General features: G+C 61.2%; 19 protein-coding genes. 12 read left to right on the top strand and 7 right to left on the bottom strand.

Annotation, left to right across the window (positions count from 1 at the left end; translation table 11 throughout):
- Window positions 1-46 precede the first annotated feature (46 nt).
- On the bottom strand, window positions 47-1,087 hold the full coding sequence (locus VGG64_25365; protein ID HEY1602960.1) for a hypothetical protein: 1,041 nt from the start codon (window positions 1,085-1,087) through the stop codon (window positions 47-49).
- A 676-nt stretch (window positions 1,088-1,763) separates the two neighbouring features.
- Between VGG64_25365 and VGG64_25360 the strand changes: the two genes are divergently transcribed.
- The 7 genes from VGG64_25360 (at window position 1,764) to VGG64_25330 (ending at window position 9,458) form a co-directional block, all read left to right on the top strand.
- Window positions 1,764-2,282 (top strand): hypothetical protein, encoded by a 519-nt coding sequence (locus VGG64_25360; protein HEY1602959.1) that lies wholly within the window; start codon window positions 1,764-1,766, stop codon window positions 2,280-2,282.
- Between the two features lie 67 nt (window positions 2,283-2,349).
- Complete coding sequence (locus tag VGG64_25355; protein ID HEY1602958.1) at window positions 2,350-5,325, top strand: anaerobic glycerol-3-phosphate dehydrogenase subunit C; 2,976 nt, start codon at window positions 2,350-2,352, stop codon at window positions 5,323-5,325.
- Entirely contained in the window at window positions 5,322-5,567 is a 246-nt protein-coding gene (locus VGG64_25350) for a MoaD/ThiS family protein (GenBank protein ID HEY1602957.1), read from the top strand. The genes VGG64_25355 and VGG64_25350 overlap by 4 nt, the downstream gene beginning before the upstream one ends.
- A 5-nt stretch (window positions 5,568-5,572) precedes the next feature.
- A complete protein-coding gene (locus VGG64_25345) occupies window positions 5,573-6,022 on the top strand; it encodes a molybdenum cofactor biosynthesis protein MoaE (GenBank protein ID HEY1602956.1) in 450 nt (149 codons plus the stop codon).
- Window positions 6,023-6,049: 27 nt separating this feature from the next.
- Window positions 6,050-7,072: a GTP 3',8-cyclase MoaA gene (gene moaA, locus VGG64_25340; protein ID HEY1602955.1), complete on the top strand. Its 1,023-nt coding sequence runs from the start codon at window positions 6,050-6,052 to the stop codon at window positions 7,070-7,072.
- A 214-nt stretch (window positions 7,073-7,286) separates the two neighbouring features.
- Complete coding sequence (locus VGG64_25335; GenBank protein ID HEY1602954.1) at window positions 7,287-7,835, top strand: hypothetical protein; 549 nt, start codon at window positions 7,287-7,289, stop codon at window positions 7,833-7,835.
- A gap of 210 nt (window positions 7,836-8,045) precedes the next feature.
- On the top strand, window positions 8,046-9,458 hold the full coding sequence (locus VGG64_25330) for a flavin monoamine oxidase family protein (protein ID HEY1602953.1): 1,413 nt from the start codon (window positions 8,046-8,048) through the stop codon (window positions 9,456-9,458).
- Between the two features lie 62 nt (window positions 9,459-9,520).
- On the opposite strand, the gene VGG64_25325 is transcribed toward VGG64_25330, so the two are convergent.
- On the bottom strand, window positions 9,521-9,790 hold the full coding sequence (locus VGG64_25325; GenBank protein HEY1602952.1) for a hypothetical protein: 270 nt from the start codon (window positions 9,788-9,790) through the stop codon (window positions 9,521-9,523).
- Window positions 9,791-10,118: 328 nt separating this feature from the next.
- Here VGG64_25325 and VGG64_25320 point away from each other — a divergent pair, with 328 nt between their 5' ends.
- The gene (locus VGG64_25320; protein ID HEY1602951.1) at window positions 10,119-10,355 is read left to right on the top strand and encodes a hypothetical protein; all 237 of its coding nucleotides are present in this window, start codon (window positions 10,119-10,121) and stop codon (window positions 10,353-10,355) included.
- Between the two features lie 303 nt (window positions 10,356-10,658).
- On the top strand, window positions 10,659-10,844 hold the full coding sequence (locus VGG64_25315) for a hypothetical protein (GenBank protein ID HEY1602950.1): 186 nt from the start codon (window positions 10,659-10,661) through the stop codon (window positions 10,842-10,844).
- A 155-nt stretch (window positions 10,845-10,999) separates the two neighbouring features.
- Here VGG64_25315 and VGG64_25310 read toward each other — a convergent pair whose 3' ends face one another.
- Window positions 11,000-11,704: a hypothetical protein gene (locus tag VGG64_25310; GenBank protein ID HEY1602949.1), complete on the bottom strand. Its 705-nt coding sequence runs from the start codon at window positions 11,702-11,704 to the stop codon at window positions 11,000-11,002.
- 874 nt (window positions 11,705-12,578) lie between these two features.
- Between VGG64_25310 and VGG64_25305 the strand changes: the two genes are divergently transcribed.
- Together VGG64_25305 and VGG64_25300 are read left to right on the top strand one after the other, a co-directional pair.
- Window positions 12,579-12,830, top strand: coding sequence for a hypothetical protein (locus VGG64_25305; protein ID HEY1602948.1), 252 nt, complete (start codon window positions 12,579-12,581; stop codon window positions 12,828-12,830).
- Between the two features lie 307 nt (window positions 12,831-13,137).
- Complete coding sequence (locus VGG64_25300) at window positions 13,138-13,761, top strand: class I SAM-dependent methyltransferase (GenBank protein HEY1602947.1); 624 nt, start codon at window positions 13,138-13,140, stop codon at window positions 13,759-13,761.
- A gap of 103 nt (window positions 13,762-13,864) precedes the next feature.
- Here the strand turns inward: VGG64_25300 and VGG64_25295 are convergent, their stop codons facing one another.
- Together VGG64_25295 and VGG64_25290 are read right to left on the bottom strand one after the other, a co-directional pair.
- Window positions 13,865-15,433, bottom strand: a complete 1,569-nt coding sequence (locus VGG64_25295) for a hypothetical protein (protein HEY1602946.1) — start codon at window positions 15,431-15,433, stop codon at window positions 13,865-13,867.
- Between the two features lie 173 nt (window positions 15,434-15,606).
- Window positions 15,607-16,560 carry an ABC transporter ATP-binding protein gene (locus VGG64_25290; GenBank protein HEY1602945.1) on the bottom strand — a complete coding sequence of 318 codons (954 nt, stop codon included), beginning with the start codon at window positions 16,558-16,560 and terminating at the stop codon, window positions 15,607-15,609.
- Between the two features lie 252 nt (window positions 16,561-16,812).
- On the opposite strand from VGG64_25290, the gene VGG64_25285 reads away from it, so the two are divergent.
- The gene (locus VGG64_25285; GenBank protein HEY1602944.1) at window positions 16,813-19,926 is read left to right on the top strand and encodes a PVC-type heme-binding CxxCH protein; all 3,114 of its coding nucleotides are present in this window, start codon (window positions 16,813-16,815) and stop codon (window positions 19,924-19,926) included.
- Window positions 19,927-19,963: 37 nt separating this feature from the next.
- On the opposite strand, the gene VGG64_25280 is transcribed toward VGG64_25285, so the two are convergent.
- Both VGG64_25280 and VGG64_25275 read right to left on the bottom strand, forming a co-directional pair.
- Window positions 19,964-23,290 (bottom strand): error-prone DNA polymerase, encoded by a 3,327-nt coding sequence (locus tag VGG64_25280; GenBank protein HEY1602943.1) that lies wholly within the window; start codon window positions 23,288-23,290, stop codon window positions 19,964-19,966.
- A 195-nt stretch (window positions 23,291-23,485) separates the two neighbouring features.
- Window positions 23,486-23,581 carry a GxxExxY protein gene (locus tag VGG64_25275; protein ID HEY1602942.1) on the bottom strand — a complete coding sequence of 32 codons (96 nt, stop codon included), beginning with the start codon at window positions 23,579-23,581 and terminating at the stop codon, window positions 23,486-23,488.

The following is a 23,581-nucleotide window of genomic DNA, read 5'->3' as shown; positions in this document are numbered from 1 at the left end:
TCCCTACTGGACAACGTCCTTTCGAAATTTAAGCGTTGACAAAGCACTAGGCCTGATCGACATATTGCTTACGCAGTCGGCGATAGCCAAGGGGGATCAGGGCCAGTCCACCGAAGATCAACATCACGATCGACCCTGGCTCTGGCACTTGATACGTCGCATAAGCGGCGACTTGTCCCGTCAGGGTGATGGCGACGGTGATTGCTGTGCTACCGGTTATCTCTTCAGTGAACGTAGACATGATTGGCACCGTGAGCATCAGATTCTCAATCTGACGAATGGGGTCCACAATCACGGTTGTCAAAGTGCCGACTCCGCCCGCGCTCACGCCGATTGGGGCTCCGGCAAGCGAACCAGTTCCGAAGATGTTCGGAGCGGTTTGTCCGAGTATCACGGCTCCTTTAAGGTTGTAATCCAGGTCTCCATCCGTAAGGGCGACCCCGAGGTTGCCGGTGGTCGTGAAGGTTTGGGTTCCCGGGGTGCCGATCAGGGCCTGGCTCAAGATGCCGCCCGTCTGCGAGATATCGGCGACCGCATTTCGCAATGCAGCGTTACCGCTTGCCGCTACAACCAGGCTAGGGGTCTTGAGCGTGATGCTCGCACCGTAGTCGGCGGGATCCGAACCCGGCACGCCCGACGCTCCGCCACCGCTTTGCGGAGCCAGGAAGACGGCGGCCCCACTCACCTCGGGGTAATGCGCGGTGTAGACGCTGGCATCAAGACTGCTTCCGCCAGGGAACGCAATGGAGGTTGGAGTCACGTTGGCCAACAGCGTCCCGGCATAGTAGGACGTAAGGCTACCCGGATTTCCGGTCGAGAAGGAGCCGCTGGAGCCAGCGGTAACGCCGAAGGTACTGGCGGCCGTCACGCCGTTTGTTGAAGCACTAATGTTACCACTCAGCGTGAGGAAGCTACCCGCCGCGTACTTGCCGATGTTGGCTGCTGTGTTGGCGATGGGGGTCAAACCCGTTGCGCCACCGGTGGTGTCCACCGTGAAGCTGACGACCGCAGCACTGCTTACTTGGCTTAAGCCCAGAATGACAGCGATCGCAGCACCCTGAAACGCACGAATTCTTGTCGATCTCACTAGCGACTCCTTCTCTACTGCAAAAGAATCAAGCTGGGCCGAACTTCGGATCAGACTACCCGAAGGGCATAGGAGTCTCAAGGAAATCGCGGATTAACTTATTGTTAGTTCAAATGGACAGGAAGAGTCGCCCGCTCTACGACGGTAGTCGGCTATCGCAGCGACGCGTGCGTCGTGAATGTGCAGAACGCGACCACTCGAATTCCACCAAACAATACGCTGGCGGGGGGCCGGGTTATCTGCAGCAACGGTCAGGTTCGTATCGCTCTGATGGGTCACTGTTCCAGTTGCACTGGGAATCAGTGTAGGAGCTTTTATCATCGGTGCGGGTTGCTGCGAGCAAAGCAGGAATGCCGAAGGAGAACGCACCGGTCACAGTAGTAAACGGTCATCACACCGGCTGCATTGCCTGCAACCAGCTACCTCAATCCCTTGGAGGAGGGAGCATTTGGCAAGTAAACCGGTAATTCAGCCGGTAAGTAGCGGACGGAAATAGCCGGGAAAACTGGGGCATTCTCAGAAACAGTTGGGCAAACCTTTTAGGGCATTTGGACCGGTGCATCCCGTTTGATTACAATGACTTATGGTTGTCAGTGAAAACTGAGCCTTTATGATGGAGTGAGGCCCGGGCGAAGCCGGGCCATGAGTGTGGATCTTTCTGCCAGAACTGTCCCTGATGAACGTGACGTTTGCCTGTCCGCGCTGCCACGAGACTGGAGCCGCCTCCTTCGCTGACAATGCGACCTTGATCGACTGCTCGCAGTGCCATGCTGTGCTGCCGGCGCCGTCAGACGCTTGGAGCAATTCCGAGCTGCACCGCTGCCTGGTCTGCGGCAGCGACGACCTGTTTGTCCGCAAGGATTTCCCCCAGCGTCTGGGTCTGGCGATCGTCGTCATCGGGTTCGGGCTCAGTTGCGTGACCTGGTACTTTTATTGGACCTATCTGACCTTCGCAGTTTTGTCCGCGACGGCGCTGGCCGATATGGGATTGTTTTTCCTGGTTGGCGAAAGTCTGGTTTGCTACCGCTGCCACGCCGAGTATCGCGAGTTGGCGTCGATGACCGAACATGGGCCATTCAATCTCGAGACGCACGAAAAGTATCGGCAACAGGCGGCCCGGCTGGCCCAACCCAGCTCAGCGGTTGCACGTGCCACCGCAGAAGTTCACTCCCCTCCCGATTCGCCGGATCATTAATAACTGCCTGCTGAACGACCGATCGCATTCACGCCTCTAGACCGGCTCGGCTGGGCACTATGTCTCCATGGACGAACAGCGCACGCGGATCCAGGAAGACTTGCGGGGGTTAGTCGCCGGAGAGGTCCGCTGCGACGATGTCTTCCTGCAACTCTATGCTAGCGACGCCAGTCTGTATCAGATCAAGCCGTTGGGCGTTATCCGCCCACGCTCGGCGGCCGACGTGGCGGCTTGCCTCCGCTACGCCCATACCAATCTGATTCCCGTCCATGCGCGCGGAGCGGGAACGGGACTGGCCGGCGAATCGATCGGCCCTGGCCTGGTGCTGGATTTTTCCAATGATTTTCGCCGCATCCTGGCCCATGGTCCCGATTGGGTTCAGGTGCAGCCGGGCGTGGTGTTGGAACGTCTGAACGCATACATCGCGGCCTACGGACGCGTGTTCGGGCCAGATCCGGCGATGAGCCATGTAACCACGATGGGCAGCGTCGTGGCGATCGACGCCGCCGGATCGAAATGGCTCAAATACGGCTCAGCCCGCAACAACATCAGGCAATTGCGCATTGTGCTGGCCGACGGCACACCACTCGACGTGGGGCGCGAACCTCTCTTGGACGGTGTCAGCAATGACCCAGATCCGATCAAGCGAAACCTGGTAACGCAGCTGGCCGAATTACTCGCGCGTCATGCCGCAGCGATCGCCGCACACCAGGGCAAGAGCCTGGTGAATCGCTGTGGTTACGAACTGGCAGGCGTGCTCAGCGACGGGCATCTCGATCTTCCCCGCCTGCTGGCCGGATCCGAGGGGACGCTGGCCCTCTTTACAGAAATGACCGTCACGACGCACCCGCTGCCCAAACATTTGGGCACCGTGCTGTTCCTTTGCGAATCGTTGGAAAACGCGGCCCGCGCCGTCGAAGAGATTCTGCCGTTCAATCCAATCGCCTGCGATCTGATGGATCGCCGTCATTTGAACTTGGCGCGCGAGACCGATCCGCAATACGCGTCGATGATTCCAGCGACAGCCGAAGCCCTGTTGTTAGTGGAATTGGAAAGCCCCGACCCGCTCGAACTACGCGAGCGGATGCGCCAACTCACGGAACGCGTGCGGCGGCGCAAGCGATTGGCGATCGAATCGCGGGCAGCCTTCAGCCGGGACGACATGGAGCTCTCCTGGCGCTTAGCACAAAAAGTCGTGCCGACGCTTTATCGATTGAAAGGCTCGACGCGCGCCTTGCCGTTTATCGAGGATATCGCGATTCCGCCTGCCGCGCTTGCAGGCTTCCTCGTCGAGATGCAGAACGTGCTCAAACGGCATCAGGTCACAGCGTCGTTGTTCGGTCATGCCGGCCACGGACAGTTGCACATTCGCCCGTTTCTCGATCTGGCCGACCCCGACCATGTTCGCATCATGTCGGCTCTGGCCAGCGATCTGTACGAGGCGGTATTTGCCGTCGGCGGCACGATTAGTGGTGAGCACGGTGACGGACTCAGCCGCACGCAATTCGTGGCACGCCAGTTCGGCGAACTGTATCCCGTGCTGCGCGAAGTAAAACGCATCTTCGACCCGCAAAATATCCTCAATCCGGGCAAAGTGATCGGCGACGATCCCGACCTAATGACACGCAATCTTCGTCCGGCATTGGTGCCGGCCATGCTGTCTGAAGTACCGGTCGCGGCCGACACGCCGCTGGAGGAGGAGCCGGCCTTGGTCGAGCTCGCATTGAATTGGAGCGCCGCCGAATTGGCCGACGTGGCGACCAGCTGCAATGGTTGCGGCGCCTGCCGAGCCCAAGACAGCTCGGTCCGCATGTGTCCGATTTTTCGGTTCGCGCCGGCCGAGGAAGCATCGCCCCGTGCCAAGGCGAACCTCATCCGCGGCGTTCTGACCGGCACACTGGATCCCAAGACGCTGGCCTCGGACGATTTCAAGGAGGTCGCAGATCTGTGCGTCAATTGCCAGATGTGCCGGCTCGAGTGTCCGGCCGGAGTCGATATCCCCAAGCTCATGATCGAGGGCAAGGCGCAATACGTCGCCAACAATGGGCTGCGGTTGGACGATTGGGTCCTGTCGCGGATCGACCTGGTCGGCGTAATTGGCGGGCTGTTAAGTCCGTTCACCAATTGGGTGATTCGCAACCGCCAGGCGCGCTGGTTCGTCGAGAAAGTGTTGGGCATTGCCCAACGCCGCAAACTCCCGCGCTTTGCGTCGCGAAACTTTATCCGGCGGGCCGCGCGGCGCCGTTTGACCAATCCCACGCGCCGCACCGGACGCAAGGTCCTCTACTTCGTCGATGTGTACGCCAATTACCACGATCCACAATTGGCCGAAGCCCTGGTGGGCGTGCTGGAACATAACGGTGTGCCGGTTTACGTCCATCCGGATCAGGCCACCAGCGGCATGTCGATGATCTCGCGCGGAGCGGTCGATGCGGCCCGCAAGGTGGCCACGGCCAACGTGCGTATCTTGGCCGAGGCTATCCGACAGGGATATACAATCGTGGCCAGCGAGCCGTCGGCCGTGCTCTGCCTGACCCGCGAGTATCCGCTGCTGCTCGACGACGATGACACCCGACTTGTCGCCGCGAATACATTCGAGGCCTGCCACTATCTGTGGCAAATGCACCTCACTGGCAAGTTGCAACTCGATTTCAAGCCGGTCAATGCCACGCTCGGCTATCACCAACCCTGCCATCTGAAGGCGCTGGAAATCGGCTCGCCGGGCGAGAGTCTGCTGCGATTGATTCCCGGATTGTCGGTACAAAAAACCGAGCGGGGATGCTCGGGAATGGCCGGCACTTTCGGACTGGCGCAGATAAATTATCGCAATAGCTTGCGGGCCGGCTGGGGCTTGATTTCGGCCATGCGCGACGGAACATTTCAAGCCGGCACGACCGAGTGCAGTGCCTGCAAACTGCAAATGGAACAAGGGACGAGCAAGCCGACGATTCACCCGCTCAAGCTGCTCGCCCTAGCCTACGGCGTGATGCCCGAGGCCGCCGCGCTACTGACCGCGCGGAGCGAGGATCTGGTGGTCACATGATTGTGCGCCTGAAGTTGTTTGCCGTCGCCCGCGAGCTCGCCGGCCGCGATTTGTTGGAGTTGGAACTGCCAGCGACGGCCACGATTGGCCAATTGCGACAAGCGCTGGCGGGCCATAGCCCCGAGTTGGCCCGTATTGCACCGCATGTCATGTTTGCCATTGGCACTAATTATGCTGACGACGGGGCAACGATCGTCGAACCGGCCGAAATCGCATGCATTCCGCCGGTGAGCGGAGGGTAGCAACTATGGTGGAATTGACCACTCACGCAATCGACATAGCGGGCTTGCTAGCCCGCGTCGGTTCGGCGCAAGCGGGCGCCGTCGTGTTGTTCCTCGGCACGGCACGCGAGTTCACTGCCGGGCGCCGGACCGCGTCGCTCGAGTACGAATGCTTTCCGGACATGGCCCAACAGAAGCTGGCGGAACTCGAGGCCGAAGCCCGCCGCCGCTGGCCGCTGGTCGAGTGCGCGATCGTGCATCGGTTGGGGGCCGTCGCCTTGGGCGAAGTGAGCGTTGCCGTGGCGGTCAGCACGCCCCACCGCGAAGCGGCCTTCGCCGCCGGCAAGTGGCTGATCGATACACTTAAAGAGGTTGTGCCGATCTGGAAGAAGGAACATTGGGCCGATGGAACCACCGAGTGGGTTCATCCGGGTCTGCCGACGTGCGAGGGGGATGCGCGCCGTCCGTTGCAATAGACGGGTTCCTGGGGGATGATGGCGAATATGAGTTGCCCTACGTCCATCTCGACGACTGTGCGACCTTTGGTCGATGGCTTTGGCCGCGTGCACAATAGCCTGCGGATCAGCGTCACCGATCGGTGCAATATTCGTTGCTTCTACTGCATGCCGGCCGAGAACGTCTCGTTCAGACCGCGCCACGAGATTTTAACTTTTGAAGAAATCGTGCGGTTCGCCCGCGTGGTGGCCGGGCTGGGTGTGAACAAGATTCGGCTCACCGGCGGCGAACCGCTGGTGCGGCAGGATCTGCCACGCCTGGTGGCAGCCTTAGCTGCCGTACCAGGGATTGAAGACATCGCGCTGACGACCAACGGCATTCTGCTGGCCGAAAATGCCCAGGCCTTGCGGGATGCCGGCCTGCACCGCTTGAATGTCAGTCTCGATGCGCTCGATGCCGAGACGTTCCGGCTGATCGCGCGGCGCGACGGTTTCGAACGCATCGTGGTGGGATTGTTCGCAGCGCAACGCGTCGGCTTTGAAAACATCAAGCTGAATACCGTGGCCATCCGTGGCATCACCGAGACACAGATTGTGCCGCTGGGCCACTTCGCCAGGCATCATGGATTCGAGCTGCGATTCATCGAATTCATGCCCCTCGATGCGGACGGTGCCTGGGACAATTCTCAGGTGCTCGCCGGCGATGAAATCCGCCGCATCCTAGAGGCCGAGATCGCGCCGCTCGAGCCGCTGCCGATCGTCGACCCGAGCCAACCGGCGACGGACTTCCGTTTTGTCGATGGTCATGGCACGGTGGGCTTCATCAACCCGGTGACCCAACCCTTCTGTGGCGACTGCAACCGTTTGCGGCTAACGGCCGAGGGCCAAGTGCGCAACTGCCTGTTTTCGACGGTGGAATGGGATGCCCGCGCGCTGCTTCGCGCGGGAGGCAGCGACGAAGAATTGGCCGACCTGGTAAGCACGTGCGTCGGCGCTAAGAAAGCCGGTCACGGCATCAATAGCGATCGATTCGTTAAACCCGATCGCGCGATGTTTCAGATCGGCGGCTGACCGCAGGTTTTCTAGCACCGCGGCCACCCTGCTTGGGCGCCCCCCTTCTACTCCCGGCTTACGTAGACCACGTATTCGCTGCTTGCGGAAGGCGCGTTTAAAGCGTTTCCGTTGCGAGATTGACAGGATCGTCGGATGCCAGCGATTGACCCGGTTGGTCGATCATAAGTATGATCGCCCCCCCCTAGCCTCCTACTGCGGAGCCCGACACACTGTGTATGTTGCTGGCGTCCAATCCCTCGACCGCATATTGATCTTGCTCGCCTGCGCGGCGGCGATGGCAGGCGGCTGCGCCGCGGTAAAGGCCACGCAACAGCCTCCAAAGAAGGATCTCGGCGTGCTTAGCCAGGGCACAGCGCGCACGCATGTCATTGCCGAGCTCGGTGCGCCCACCTGGATTGACGAGCGCGAAGGAGACACCGTCGACGTCTTCGCCTTTAAGCAGGGATACACCAAGGGGGTCAAGGCCGGCCGGGCACTGATCCACGGGGCAGCCGACGTGGCCACGTTCGGGCTGTGGGAAGTGGTGGGCATCCCGGCCGAGATGCTGGCCGATGGTACCGACGTGCGCGTCGAAGTGCATTACGACGCCAATCAAGATGTCCGCTCGGTCGAGGTCATCAAGGGGCAAAAGGCCTTCGAGCAGCCCAAGCTCGTCGCCTGGTGGAATCGCCACCGGACAACCACGCCCGCGCCTGCGGCAGAATCGACCGGCGACACCGGTTCGGACGCGTTGGTCGAGGACGTCCCGCTGCGGCGCTAGCCACAGTCGGACTGTGGCGAGAGAGCGCCGCACTCCGCACCGCGACCGCCGTTGGCCGTCTCCGTGATTGTCGAGCGCCGTCCCCGTCATGCGCAGTGCTGGGACGACATCTCTTACGGCATAAATCTGGTTGACCATCGTCGATGCGCGCGGTTAGCCTGTGCGCCGGGGGAAAGCGGCCACTTCGCAGCTCTACGGGGGAGAACGATCATGTCGCTTGCGGCCGACCAGCAACGAGCGGGCAGTTCGCGCGAGGCCATCGACGTCGTAGTGGTAGGAGCAGGACTGGCAGGTCTCTGCGCTGCACGACAGCTTACCCGACAAGGCGTGTGCTGTCTGATTTTGGAAGCCCGCGACCGGGTGGGAGGACGCACGCTCAGTCAGCAGCTCGGTCGCGAGACGATCGACCTGGGGGGACAGTGGATCGGTCCCACGCAAAATCGGCTAGCGGCACTGGCCAGCGAACTAGGGATTGAGCGATTCCCACAGTACGACACCGGCACCAAGATTCTCTCCTGGGCCGGCAAGCTGCAGCGTTACAAGGGCGACCTGCCGCGATTGTCCGTGCTTGCGCAGCTCGAATTGCTGTGGGCCAGCAAGAGGCTCGATAAATTTCAGCGTGAATTGTCCCCCGATCGCCCCTGGGCAGCGCCGCATGCCCGCGAATGGGACAGCATCACGCTCGAAACCTGGAAGCGCCGCAACATGCGCACCAAGGGAGCGCGACTTTTCCTCGACATCGTGACGCGGGCCGTCTTCACCTCGGAACCGCGCGACCTGTCGTTCTTGTTCTTTCTCAACTATTTGCGCTCGGGACATGGGCTGGAAAGTCTCATCTCGATTCGTGGCGGCGCGCAACAGGAACGCTTTGTCGGCGGAGCACAACAGATCTCGCAGCGGCTGGCCGAGCCGCTGGCCGATCGGCTGATTCTCAGCGCGCCGGTCCGCGCCATCGAACAACATGACGACGGCGTGATCGTACGCAGCGACGTCGGCCGCTTTTCTGCTCAACGCGTTATCGTGGCCATCCCGCCGCTATTGGCCGGCCGCATTCATTACGAAGCCGCTTTGCCGGCTGCACGCGATCAGATCGCGGCGCGGATGCCGATGGGATCGGTTATCAAGTACGTCGCCACATACGATCGCGCGTTCTGGCGCGAGGCCGGGCTATCGGGCGAAGCATTCAGCGATACGGGGCCGACCGTCACGACATTCGATGATTCATCTCACGACGGGGCACACCCGGCCCTGGTATCGTTCAGCGATGGCGAGGTGGCACGGGTCTGGGGCGAGCGATCGCCGGCCGAACGACGAGCCGGCGTGTTGGAAGAATTCGCGCGGTTCTTCGGTCCGCAGGCGCTGGCCCCGACCGATTTCGCCGAGAAGAACTGGAATGACGATCCCTGGAGTCGCGGCTGCTACGTCGGCGTAACCAGCCCCGGTGCGCTGACCAGCTTTGGCGAGGCACTGCGACGCCCCTGCGGCCGCATCCACTGGTCGGGCACAGAGACCGCGGACGAGTGGCTAGGCTATCTCGATGGCGCAATCCAGTCGGGCGAGCGCGCCGCGGCCGAGGTCATTCCGCTGTTGCCAGCCCAGCGACGCGTGGGCACCCTGTCGTAAGCGCGCCGGCCGTCGCGCTGCTGTGCCAAATTCTGCGATCGCGACTGCACCGGGCAAGGACGCTAGGCCGCCGCGCGATACGCTTGCGTCGCTCCGTTCAATCGCACAGAGCGCAACAGCGGACCACGTTCGCGGTAGAATTTCAGCTCGTTGGCTTCCGCGAACCAAACGGCGCGGATGTCGCGGAACTTGAAGGCTCGCCCGCAGTAGTGTCCTTGCCGAACCAAGACACTTTTGGTGATTTCCGACTCGTCGGCGGCACACTCCCCGAGTTCGCTCATGATCTGCAGAACCAGGTCGTGGACCGGGTCGAAGTGTATTACCTCGTTCATCCGCAACAAACTCCGAGGGTTAATCCGATTGCTCTCGCCTGACTTGCATCGGCGTATCGATGGCAACGTTGTTGCCGCAAGCACAATCGCTCGTTTATTCGCCGCACATCTCCGGGCTTCGCTAGGCCGCAGAGGGGATCGCAACTGGATCGCTAGAAACGCGGATATTTAGGGCTCGGCCCCTCGTCCCGGTCCTACCGCCAAGTCGCGGTACCTAGTCGCGAGACGCCCCGCACCCAAATAGTTGACATTTGTACAGTATCCGGTAAAATCGATTCTGACGGCTAGGACATCAAATTCCTTCGCAGTGCGCAAGGGGGAACAATCGATGCGGGCTTTAGACGACCGTGATGGCGATCGCCGCGCGAGCAGCTCGGTAAGCCAGTACCCAAGCACCGCCGCGATCGACGAAGGTCTGTGCCGTGTGCGCGACGTGCTGCCCGATGTGCTCAAGCGCTACGGCATGGCTTGGCCGGAGGTGGTCGCACCGGCGTTGGGAATCTTCGTGGGTCATTCGACGGCCGAACAACCGACTTCCGTCGCCTGTTTGATTGCACCTATCTGATAGGGCCTATCTGACAGGGGCCATCTGACCGGGCTTTTGTGACGGGGCCTATTTTGCAGCGACTGTTGATTGCACCTCTTAAGGGCGCGCGTAGCCCGTGCGCGTTCGTTCGTGGTGTTGCTGCGGCGCTAGCGAGAAGTCGCCGGCGCAACACTGCTCTGCTGGCAGCGATGCGCTGTCGAAAGTTGCCTAATCGGTATCTGCTTACAGACTTCGGACGAATCGCTCAATTCGCAACCCCTTTGCTTCCGATTCCTCACTGTGAGCTCGCATTCCCCTCTGGAGCCAAGGAAGGACCCAGCCATGAGCCGCTTTCTCCGCATTCAAGATCTAACGGCCGCCGAAATCGAATCCGCCATCGACGCGGCCAACGTGGACCTCGGCGTCGACGAGATGCTGGCCGTGCAGGACTTTGTCGACCAGATCGGCGGGCTTGCCAACGCCCGCCTAGCGATCGAAATGCTCACCAAGCTCGAAGACGCCGCCTGATTCATCAGGCCCGCAATCGAGTAATCGCACCAGCCCGATGCTGCGGCGAGAGTCTGGCGGCGAATAAAAGCCGCCGGAATCTCGCATCTGCCTCGGGCTAACGTTTGCGCGGAAGGAAAATGTCCCGGTCGAGACCGCGGCGATTGCCAGCACGCTCAGGCGATTTGCAGGTTGGGCCGCCAGCGGCGTAAGCGAAATCGCCCGAACCAATTGACCGCGGTGCCGCTGAGTCCGACCCACTCCAGCTTCGGCAGGGACTTCATCGCCTTAACGCCTCGATTGCCGATCGCGGTTTCGCGGATATCGATTTTCCGCAGATTCGGCAACGCCGCCAGCCTAGACAAGCCGCGGTGCGTGACCTTCGACCGCGACAGGTCGAGCCAATGGAGCGAATCGAGCACCGCACGACGACTGACGAGATACTCGATCTCCTCATCGCCAATCATGGGGCCAGAAAATCGAATGCCGGCGATCGTATCCAGCACCTGGGCAAAATCCTCGCCGACTTCGCGCTTCAGCCAGTCGAGGTGCTCCAAGGTGGCCCGACCGCCCCGTTCTTCGACTTCGGCGACCACCTGCTGTTGCTCGATATAGCGCTCGACGCTATCAGCTAGCCAACGCCGGCGACCGGAATGGAACTTGCAATATTCCAGCGCCTTCTCGTAGTCGGTTTGTAACTCGACAAATCGCTCGTGGTTACCGCCAGCGTCCGGGTGTGCGTGCCTGGCCTTGGCTAGGTACGCCTCCTTGACATCTTGCTCCGAACAAGGGAGTAACACCCCTAGCCGGACAAGAAAGTCCGGCCGGTCGATCACCGTGGCAGCGGCGTTTACTACCGGTCTTGGATGTCCCGACACCATGATCTTATTGTGAGTTCCTGGCGTCGACGGTCAAGGCATAAACAGCCACTTGTTAGTGCGCTTACGTAATGCTCAGCATCAACAACTACGCGGAGCGATCGACGTGGGGCGATTTTCGGCCAAATAATCGATACCACCCACTGTCAGGACGTGCGCCCGGTCGAATGGCGAACCGTCCCGCGTTTGGCCATGCCTCGCGGGCGCGGGACGAATGTCAGTCCGCAGCAGCGGTTCGGTTCGCAATGCCGCCTCTCGGGGCACTTACGCCGCTGGCAGCAGACGCCGCAAGAATCAAGTTGACCCGTCAAGGCGCGGCGCCGTCATGATGCTCAGCAGCAACGCACGTGCTCACCACAAGCTTACCACTTGCTTTCATATCGGCACGTCGTGCCGGGGCTATGGACCGGGCATTAATGGTGGGCCTTGGATAGCCGCTTTTGGGTATCCACGCTGCGACGCAAGCGTGCCTCTTAGCATTCCCCCGCGCTCCTCAGGCAATAGACACTTTTGACAGCCGGGACATGCCATGCGCCATTGTGGGGAACTTGTTCGGCAAAGCATGGGCTGTCCCTTGGCGCGCGGTTCCCTTGCCACGCGCGGCCAGCCCACGAGCTTTGCGATTCCGTCAGCAGGGTTTCGCGATCGGCGATTCTTTGCCATGATCTCGGCACGCCTGCGCTCCACTCCGTGCGCAGGAATAGAACTGCCGGCACGCATCGCCCGCCCGGTAGTGCCTCTGCCGGCGGTTCGCACTTTTTTTGCATTCCTTTCACATTCCGTCGTCATAGAGAACAATTATCCGCTTATCTCCTTACTTGCGGTCTATACTGCGCCCTGCCGCCGACCAATCCTGGAACTGCGAAGGACGCAAAAAATGGATCGACACGAGACGCGCGAAACCGGTCGCTTTGTGGCCAAAGATGCCGCGGGCAACGATCACGAGATCGTCCGCACGCAAGATTTCGTGTCGTACGACTTCCAGGGGGGCACGATGCAGCTCGCCGGACGGAAGCATCTCAAAACCGCGGCCGGCGGCTCGAAAGTAACCCGCAAAGGCAAGGGCAAATACCTTATCGCCGGGACGATCGAGACCCCTATCACAACGCTCGACCAAATCGGTCGATAACGCGTCCGGCACTGACTGCGCACAGAAAGTGTGCGCCGGATCGCCGCTACCGGGTCTGCAAGCGGTGCGATATCAATCGCTCTGTCGCCACTGGCCATCTCGCGGCACTGCGTAATCGGATTGGTCCGTTCGCAATCAAGTTGGTCGTTCGACTGGCAGAGGGTGTCGCGGCACAATTTCGCAAGCCCGCACCTCAGGCATACGGCTCCCTGGCGCACTTTTAAGTGTGTTAGCCTTCTCGTGGCATCAGCGCCTATAATTCAGCGGCGATGGTTCCCAAATCAGTTACCCGCGCGGAGGCGCTATAATGAGCCAGGCGGAACGCCCCAAAACCGTCACATCCCGCGACTGGGACGAGGTCTATCAAGCAGGCGACCTACCGTGGGACACGCAGCGCCCCTCGGCGGAACTGGTGCGCGTGCTCGCCGAGGGATTTGCTACTCCCGGTAGCGCCCTCGAACTGGGATGCGGCACGGGCACGAACGCCATTTACCTGGCCCAGCAGGGATTTCGGGTGACGGCCGCCGATATTTCGGCCGTGGCCATTGATCGCGCCCGTCAACACGCGCAAACAGCGCTGTTGCGCATCGATTTCTTCGTCGCCGATGTAGCGGCCATGCCGGCTCAACAACCCTTTGATTTCGTCTTCGATCGCGGTTGCTACCACTGCGTGCGGCGCACGAATTTGCCAGGCTATCTGGCTACCGTCGACCGGCTCACACGACCGGGCACCCGTTTCTTGCTGCTGACCGGCAACGCCAACGACGAATCTACGAGCGAAGGTCCTCCGCGCGTCAGCGAGCAAGAAATTCGCACCGAGTTGGGCACGATGTTCAACATCGAATGGATCCGGCCGTTTCATTTCGAAAACGTCGACGTCAGCCCTGGGCCGTTGGCCTGGTCCGTGGGCCTCGTGCGGCGCGATGCGTAGTTCGCGGCCGCATTGGGCGCGGGCCTTCAAATGCTTTCGCGCGGCGCCCGCCGCGCGAGCATAATTCGCGTCGCGCGCTGAATCAGCGTTTCGCTGGGAATCACTACGCGCCGCTGGCGACCGACTCGGCCGGAACCGGTTCGGCCAGCATCCCGGCAATGATGCGCCCAACCGCGGCGCTGCTTTTCTTGATCCGCTGACGAAGCACGTACTGAGAGACCATCAGGATCGTGCCGTAAACCGCCACCAGCGGCCACAGCGGCAAGCTCGGGGGCACCTCCGCAATCCACTGCGTAAACTGTGCCGAAGGGCTCGCGGCCATCAGTTCCGGTATCTGCAGGTAAGCGCCGGCCATGTGCGGAACGATCACGATCGTGGCCACGAGTCCGACAAATATCGTCGCGCCAGCCGTCCCGATTGACACCAGCAATTGGTAAAGCGACCCCACTGCCAAAATCAGCAGGCACATCGTGCCCACGAGCGGCAAACAGAACGCCACTCGTTCTCCCACGGCAACGGGCGCCACCTGCGCGCCGGCAGGCAAGATGATTAAAAGCATGCCTGCGGCGAGTCCCATCAGGCAGAACGCGACAAGCGCCCCGAAATTCTCTGAGCGTTCGCCGACCAATGCATCTTTCCACCACGGCTGCCGTCCACGGAGCCGCCAGATCCAGGTTCGCAAACATTCACGGTTGGGCGTGACCGTCAAGACAATCAGCAACGAGGCGACGACATGCGCCAAGCAAAACGCTGCGACACGCATGTCGAGCGCCGGTGGAAATGTGCGGGGATCCAGCATCGCCCCGATCACGATCACGTCGATCGCCGCTAGGATCGCATAGGCGATCGGCTTGCCCAATGCCACGTTCACAGGACTGACCAAACGACGGGTGATCGAGTGCAAAACGATGGCCACGACCGCTAGTTGGGTCACCGGAGTGAGAAACAGCCACGGTACGCGCCAGGAATAAAATGGCAGGCCATATTCCTCTGGCATCTCGCGCGCCACGGCCGTGATCGAAAACACGGGCGTCAGCAATCCCAGTGGGACTTGCGTCAATGGATGGTTGCCCATGAGCGACATGAAGATCGACATCTGCATCGCGTACACGCCGAAAATTATCAGCGCCACATTCCTGATCGTGCGACCGGACGTTTTGCTCTTGTCGCCTCCCGTGTCCAACGGATGCACCAGTCCCAGCGTGCCTAGCAAAATCGCCGTGGTAAACACCTGCAGGACGAGCAGTACCAACGCCTCCAGGGAGACGGCGCCCATACCCCAGCACCAGGCCAAAAGGGGTAATCCGGCCAGCGCCATCAAGTAACCCTGGGCCGGCTCGCCGACTAGCTTGCCGAGCAATATGTCGCGCGGCGCTACCGCCGCGATCCGCTGATAGTCGAGCGTGCGATTCACGACCTCAGCGTGCATCGATTGCCAGGTTGCCATCATGGCGAACAAGCCGGTGATCACAACTTCCACCGAGATCAGAACGATAAAATAGACCCGCACCCAGGACACATTCGGGTCGGCCGCCAGATAGTGATGTAGGATGCCCCCGGTCGTAACTAACGCCAGAAAGTACGTACCGGCGACAATCGACGGCCCGCTGCCGCGAAACCGCACACGGTATGCGCTCACCACCAGCGGATCGTTCCAGTAGTCAAGTCGCATGAGAGCTGCTTGCAGATAAGGAATGGGCCAAGATCTTATAAATCCAACGTCCAGGATCTAAGCTGCGAATGCCGTGTGAAGCACGAACTACCAGGATCGAATTTCATGCCGTACGCGTGCCGCCACAGTTTGATTTGGCATTGCCGGCTGAGACATTCGACACGACTCACCATTTAGCTCGTCCGATGACCCGAGATGCGCATGTATATATCCTCCAGATCGTCCTTCTTCACGCTCAGCGAGACCAACGGGATCGAGGCTTGCACCAAGCGCCGGTGCAGCGCGGGCAGATCCTCTCGGGCGGCTCCCCAAGCGCACGTCACGTGGCCGTCGCGCGTCTCCAACTCTTCCACCGCAGGCTCTTCCTTTAACAATGCCACGAGCCGTGGTTGCTCGGCCGCGACTTCGATGACGAGCCGCATTCGCGATTTGAGTTGCCGCAAAATATCTTCCACGCGGCCGCTGGCCAGCAGGCGCCCCTGCTCGACGATGCCAATCGACGTGCAGAAGTCGGCCATCTCGGTCAGGATATGGCTCGATATCAGCACGGTGCGCCCCATGTCGCGCAGCTTCTTGAGAATCTCGCGGAATTCGATTCGTCCTGCCGGATCCAGCCCCGACGCCGGTTCGTCCAGCAGCAACACCTTCGGCTGGTGCAGCAGGGTCTTGGCAAAGCACAGCCGCTGTTTCATCCCACGCGACAGCGCCTTGATCTTGTCGTCGCGACGCACCTCGAGGCTGACCAGCTCCAAAACGTCGTCGATAAGCTGCTCGCGCCGCGCCCGCTCGATGCCGTAACAAGCCGCGAAGTGATCCAAGTATTCCCACACCAGCATGTCTTCGTACATGCTGAAAAAGTCGGACATGTAGCCGATCAGCGGATGCACTTCTAGCGGTGCTTCGCAGACGTCGATGCCGGCGATTTTCACCTCGCCGTAGGTGGGTTCCATCAGCGTGGCGAGTATGCGGATCAAAGTCGTCTTGCCCGCGCCATTGGGCCCGATCAGCCCAAAAACCTCACCTTCGGGAATCGACAGATTCAAATTGTCGATCGCGACAGTGCTGTCGTACTGTTTGCGGAGATGGCGGATTTCGATCATGCACAACAGCCCCTGCGACGTGCCCACGATGCGACCCTCAACTGTAAGGGGTCCACCGCGGGTAAGCAAAGCGCTGGTGGAAATCATGACTCCCGCCGACATTTGGCGGGCCTGCGGCCGTTTTTGGCGGGATAAAAAAACGCACTGGTTGCCCAGGTTCGCCGGCGGCCGATTCTGGCGACTGCGTTCCGGCGGGCTTATCATGTGGTGCGGGGCGAGGACCGCCGGTCGTGCGCCGTCGGCATGTGGCTGCGGCGCTGAGAGCCCGAACCTGTCGCGATGATGCGAGGATCGATGAGCCTGTCGACGCGGATCTTTATCGTTTGCATGCTAGGTGGTCTTACCTGGTTGGCAATCGCCAGCCGGCCCAGGCACGATCCGCCCGCCGCGCAGGCGCGAGTGCGCGGCCCGACAACGAGCAGTACTGCTCCCCTGTTGCCACAGCTTCAGCTCGACGAACTTCTCAAACCCGTTCCCGCTCGTGAGCCGGCCGAAGCACTTAAGTCTTTCGAGACGATTCCCGGCTTTCGTATGGATCTGCTGGCTCACGAACCCGACGTCGTGGATCCGGTGGCAGCCGCCTTCGACGAACAAGGCCGCTTGTTCGTCACCGAGATGCGCGACTATCCCTACCGTCCTCAGCAAGGGGACAAGCCGACCGGCCGCGTGCGCATGCTGGTCGATACCGACGGCGATGGCCACTTTGACCAGAGCTATACCTACGCGGACGAATTACTGTGGCCCACCGGTGTGGTCCCCTGGCGACAGGGAGTCTTTGTCGCGGCGGCACCCAACATCTACTACTTCAAAGATACCGACGGTGACGGACAGGCCGACGTGCGCCGTATTGTGTACTCTGGCTTTGGCACGCAAAACGAACAAGGCTCGGTCAATAACCTGGCCTGGGGCCTGGACGGCAAAATCTACGCCACCACGTCCAAGAACGGCGGCCAAATCCGCGCCGAGGATGACCCGGCCGCCGAACCCGTGGCCATCAGCGGGCGAGACTTCTGTTTCGATCCCGAAAATATGCGCATTGAGTTGACCACGGGCGGAGGACAGTTCGGCAACGCCTTCGATGATTGGGGAAATCGTTTCCTGTGCGATCAGGCCGACCCGTCGATGCAGGTCATGCTGCCCAATCGCTATCTGGCCCGCAATCCGTTACTGGCCGTTCCCAGCGCCGTGAACGATCTGACGCCGGGCGCCGTGCAGATTTTTCGAATCAGCCCGCTCGAAGGCTGGCGCATCGTGCGTTCGACGCGGCGATTGGCCCTGGGCGAGCGTTCGGCCAACTCGACAGGGCTGAGCCATGACGTATTGGACGGTGTGGCGGGCCTGGTGATCTATCGCGGCGATGCTTATCCGCCGCAATATCGCGGCAACCTAATCGTTGGTGACGGCCAGACCAACCTGATCCATCGCCGCCGTCTGGAGCCGGACGGCGTGACGTTTCGCTCGCTGCGCGCCGACGATAACACAGAATTCGTCCGCTCGAACGACATCTGGTTTCGGCCTGTTAATAGTCTCAATGCCCCGGATGGCTGCGTTTACGTCACCGATATGGCCCGCGAGGTAATCGAATCGGTACACGTGCCGTGGGATGTGGTGACGCGCATCAACTTGCGAAGCCAAGGCCGCGGTCGGATCTATCGCATCACGCCCGACGGATTTACGACCCCCGCGCAACCGCAATTGAACTCGGCCAGCACGGCGGACCTGGTAGCTGCGCTTGCGCATCGCGGCGGCTGGTGGCGCGATACGGCGCAGCGTCTGCTGCGCGAACGACAAGACAAAGCCGCTGTCGAGCCGCTGCGGCAGATGGCCAGCGAGAATTCGTTCGAGTTGGCGCGGCTGCACGCCCTCTACACGCTCGATCAACTCGGCGCATTAACGAACGACGATCTGCGCGTCGCCTTGGCTGACACAAGTTCCGGCGTCCGCGAGCATGCCGTGCGATTGGCCGAATCCCGATTGACCGAGGCCGCAGACCTGCGGGCCCTTGTCGTGCGCCTGGCAGCGGATGAATCGCCGCGCGTGCGCTTTCAGGTTGCGTTCTCGGTGGGCGAGATTGGCGGTGACGAAGCTGCCCAGAGAGATGCTGTTAACGGTCTCACAATCATCGCGCGCCGCGACGGCAGCGACCCCTGGATTCGCATGGCCCTACTCAGTTCCAGCCGAGGACGCGCCCGTGCGTTCTTGCTAAACGTGGTACGACTCGACTCGGCCGCTGGAAACTCGTGCGATGCAACTTTGCTGCGACATTTGGCTTTTCTTGTCGGGCGTGACGACGACCACGATCGTCAGGCTGCGGATTTGCTTGACGCGCTAGCGAATTCCGCCGCCGCTGTCTCGCGGACGACCATGCAACCGATCCTGCTGGGCATGGCGAGCGGCTTGCGCGGTGCCGAGACCAGTTTGCAACGGTTGCGACCCCGGCTTTCGACAAGCTCAGCGGCGCTGGTCGACCATGTCGTTTCCGATGCCAAGCGGCAAGTAACCAGCCCGGACACGCCGCCGGGCGAGCGATCTCAAGCGATTTCGGCATTGTCATGTGGCCAATTCGACCAGGTCAGTGAATCGCTGGCGAGCCTGCTGGTGCCGCACGAACCCGAGGAAGCGCAGCGAAACGCCGTGCAGGCGTTGGCCACGTTCGACAATCCAGAAGTCGCAGCGCTATTGCTGGCGCCTTGGCGGCAATATACGCCACGCGTGCGCGCCGTTGCGGTACAGGCATTGTTCGGCCGGCCCGAGTGGCTGGCACAGTTTGTCGCCGCTATCGAGAGCGGCGAAGCAGCCGCCAACCAGGTCACCCGCGTCGAGCGCGGCATGCTGCTGGCGCATCGCGACGTGGCGGTGCGGCTCCGTGCCGAAAAGCTGTTCGAGGTCGACACCAGCCCTCGTCAAGAGGTGTATGATCGCTACCGGCCGGCGCTCGCGCTACAGGGGAATTCGGCGGCCGGCGAGAAAATCTACCAGCGTGAGTGCATGGCCTGTCATCAGATTGGCGCGCAAGGTCAGGCCGTAGGGCCAAACCTGGCTTTGACCAAGCATCGCACACCCGAAGAGTTGCTGCTGCACGTCCTGGATCCCAATCGCGAGGTGCAGCCGGCCTATATTCAGTACACGATCATCGATCGTTCCGGCGGGATTCACTCCGGATTGATCGCGGCCGAAACCGCCAGCAGCATCACGCTGCGACGCGACAAGAACATTGAACAAACGATCCTGAAAAGCGAGATCGACCAGATCGCCAGCAGCGACAAGTCGCTCATGCCCGAAGGACTCGAGAAAACGGTCGATCAACAGCAGATGGCCGACCTGCTGACATTTCTCAAAGAGATGCATTACGACATCGGCACGCAGCCCGGCCGCCGCGAAGGGGGCGAGTGAGGGCGTCGGCGTGTGCCCGTGCCAGGCACGGCTTCGTTCACCGGAAATCCCGTGATTGCGAGTCGATCCGCTGCGAAATCTGCACCACGTCCACCAACTTATTGGCCAGGATGTGAATCACCTGGCCCTGTCGCTCCAGCCGTCCTTGGGCCATCAGTGCCGCGGCATGCTTGGCCGCCGCGCGATAGCGTCGCCAGACATCGGGGCGAACAATCAGATTAGCCACGCCGGTTTCGTCTTCTAGCGTGACGAAGGTGACGCCGCTGGCCGTGCCCGGGCGTTGCCGTACCAACACCAGGCCGGCCACGCGCACCTGGCGCCCCGGCCGCGCCGTGGCCAATTCGCCAGCCCGCAAGATCCCTAGCGGCTCGAGCCTCGCTCGCAAAAACGACATCGGATGTGCCCGCAACGATAGACCCGCCGTCCGATAATCGGCCAGCACTTCTTCATACGTCGTTAAGGTAGGCAGCGGCGCAGCCGGTTCTTCTTCCGCATCCCCCGGCAAACGATCGAACAACGGTAGCGCCCGGGCCTGCGATTCTTCGGCCAGCGCCTGCCACAATCCCGTGCGCCGATCGAGCGCCAGCGACCGCGTGGCGTCTGCCTTTGTAAGCCGCATCAACATTGCCCGCCCCAACCCCGTCCGCCGGGCGAGATCGGCCAGCGAGTGGAACGGAGTCGCGCCACGCGCCGCGACAATCTTTTCTGCCACGCCACTGGGCAACCCTCGCAGCAAGCGCATGCCCAGACGTAGCGCCCGTCCTGCCCCTCTTGCCGCGTAAGAAGAAGATGCAGGACCTTCTCGCGCGTCCTGTGCTGAATCCAAATCGCCTGCCTCCAGCGTGCAATCCCATTGGCTGTGGTTTACGTCCACAGGCCGTACCTCTACGCCATGCTCGCGGGCATCGCGCACCAACTGGGCAGGCGCATAAAAACCCATCGGCTGGCTATTCAACAGCGCCGCGGCAAACGCGTCTGGATAGTAATGCTTGAGCCAGGCCGAGACATAAACCAACAGCGCAAAACTGGCCGAATGCGACTCTGGAAAGCCATATTCTCCAAAGCCGCTGATCTGCTGAAACACGCCCGCCGCGTACTCGGCCGACAGCCCGCGAGCCAGCATCCCGGTGATCAATTTCTGACGAAATTGCTCGATCACGCCAGGCCGGCCCCAGCCCCCCATCGCGCGACGCAACTGATCCGCTTCCCCCGGCGTGAAACCGGCCGCCACGACGGCCAGCCGCATGGCCTGCTCCTGGAAGATCGGCACGCCCATGGTCTTTTCCAACACATCGCGAATGGCGTCGTTGGGATAAGTGACCGGTTCCAGCCCGGCACGCCGGCGCAAGTAGGGATGCACCATGTTTCCCTGGATCGGCCCCGGCCGCACGATGGCCACTTCGATCACCAGATCGTAAAACTTGCTCGGCCGTAGCCGCGGCAGCATGCTCATCTGCGCGCGGCTTTCGATCTGGAATACGCCGATGGTGTCGGCGCGGCAGATCATTTCGTACACGGCCGGATCCTCGGCCGGCACTGTGGCCAAGGTCCATCGTTGGCCACAATGAAGCTCGATCAGGTCAAAGCATTTGCGAATCGCGGTCAGCATGCCCAGTGCCAGGCAATCGACTTTCAAAATCCCCAACTCGTCTAGATCATCCTTGTCCCACTGGATCACCGTGCGGCCGGGCATGGCGGCATTTTCGATCGGCACCATTTCGCACAAGGGCCCGTGCGTGATCACCATGCCTCCGACATGCTGGGAAAGATGGCGAGGAAAGCCGATCAACTGTTCGACCAACGCAGCCAACTGGCGCCCCACCAGGCTTTCGGTATCCACGCCGGCGTCGCGCAGCCGATCGCTCCAACGATGCTCGTCGTGATGGCCATCCAGCGTTTTGGAAAGGGCGTCGACCCGATCCAGCGACAGCCCCAGAGCCTTGCCCACGTCGCGCACGGCCGAGCGTGGGCGATATGTAATCACTTCGGCGGTCATGCCAGCGCGATCACGTCCATATTTGTCGTATACGTACTGCAACACCTCCTCGCGGCGTTCATGCTCGAAATCAATGTCGATGTCCGGAGCCTCGTTACGCTCGCGGCTGACGAATCGCTCGAACAGCACCGCAATCTGCGCCGGATCGACCGAGGTAACTCCCAGGCAATAACAAACGGCGGAATTGGCCGCCGATCCGCGTCCCTGGCAAAGGATGCCGCGGCTGCGGCCATATCGCATCAGGTCCCACACGGTGAGAAAATACGCCTCGTAGTGCAACTCTTCGATCAGTTTCAACTCGTGCTCGACCAGCGTGCGAATCTTGTCTGGAATTCCCTGCGGATAACGTTGCTGTGCGCCCTGCCAGGCGAGCATCGTCAGATGAGCCAGCGGCGTTATTTCCGCCGGGCAAAGTTCCTCGGGATATTCGTAACGCAATTCCTCAAGAGAGAATGTCGAGCGATCCGCTATCTCACAGGTGCGCGCGATAGCCGCAGGGAAGGCGGCAAACAGTTCGGCCATCTCGCCGGGTGATTTCAAATGCCGTTCGGCGTTGGCAGATAACTGTGGCCCCGCCGCTACGACCGTCGTGCCCAAACGCGTCGCCAGCAGCACGTCGGCCAGCGCCCGCCGCGGGGGGACGTGATAATGCACGTCGTTGGCAGCCACCAGCGGCACCCGCGCGTGCCCCGCCTTCTCGATCATTTCCGCGAGCCGGCGCTGGTCATCCGGCCCCCGGTGTAACTCGGCCAGCGCGTAGCAGCGATCGCCAAAAGCTTCACGATAGCGAGCCAGCCAGTTCTTTATCCGCTGGCCCTGATGCCGCGAAAAGCCGGACGAGAGGCGCAAGGCTGTCGCTGCCTCGTTATTGTTCTTGCTGGCATTCGCAACTTCGTCCGCGACATCTTCCGCGAAGCCGCCCGCGGTTGCTCCGCGCGCTTGGTCCTGTCGAGACAGATTCCCAGGTTCCGTTTCGGCATCCTGCAAAGATACTAGCGCCAACAGGCCCTCGGCATGCTCGGCCACATCGTCCAGGCGTAGCTCGCAACATCCCTTCGGCGCACGGCGGTGCCCCAGGCTGAGCAGCCGCGCCAGTCGCCCATACGCCGCCCGATCGGTGGCCAACAGAACAACCGCGGGTGCGTCGAGCAGGTGCACTTCGGCGCCGATCAAAAGCTTTAGCCCCACGGCCTTGGCCGCGGCATGAGCGCGCACCACCCCTGCCAGACTATCGCGATCCGTAATGGCCAAGGCCGCATAGTTCAGCTCGGCCGCACGAGCGACCAGTTCATCCGGATGCGAAGCTCCCTCCAAAAACGAGAAGTTCGTCTTGACGTGCAACTCGGCATAACGGACTGCAGGCCGCACCGCGCTTGCTCGCGGCGTAGAAGAAAAACGAACGGCACGTTTCGCAGGGGGCGGATCGGGCATGGCGCATCGTCAAAACATGGGAATAAAGACTTTCACCACGGAGACACGGAGGCACGGAGACATGCAGAAGGTGTTGAAAGGTCCTTCGCACGTTTATGGTTCTCGAAAAATTTCAAAGGCGTTGCACTTTGATCAGAGAATCCTGCGCCTTATGCCATCTTTCAGAACGGGCACATTGAAATTGATCAGCAAGCCCACTTGCTTACCGCTGAGTTTGAGATAGGTCAG

It is taken from the genome of Pirellulales bacterium (assembly GCA_036490175.1).
Lineage (GTDB): Bacteria > Planctomycetota > Planctomycetia > Pirellulales > JACPPG01 > JACPPG01.
This window is presented reverse-complemented; position numbering and strand designations above follow the sequence as displayed.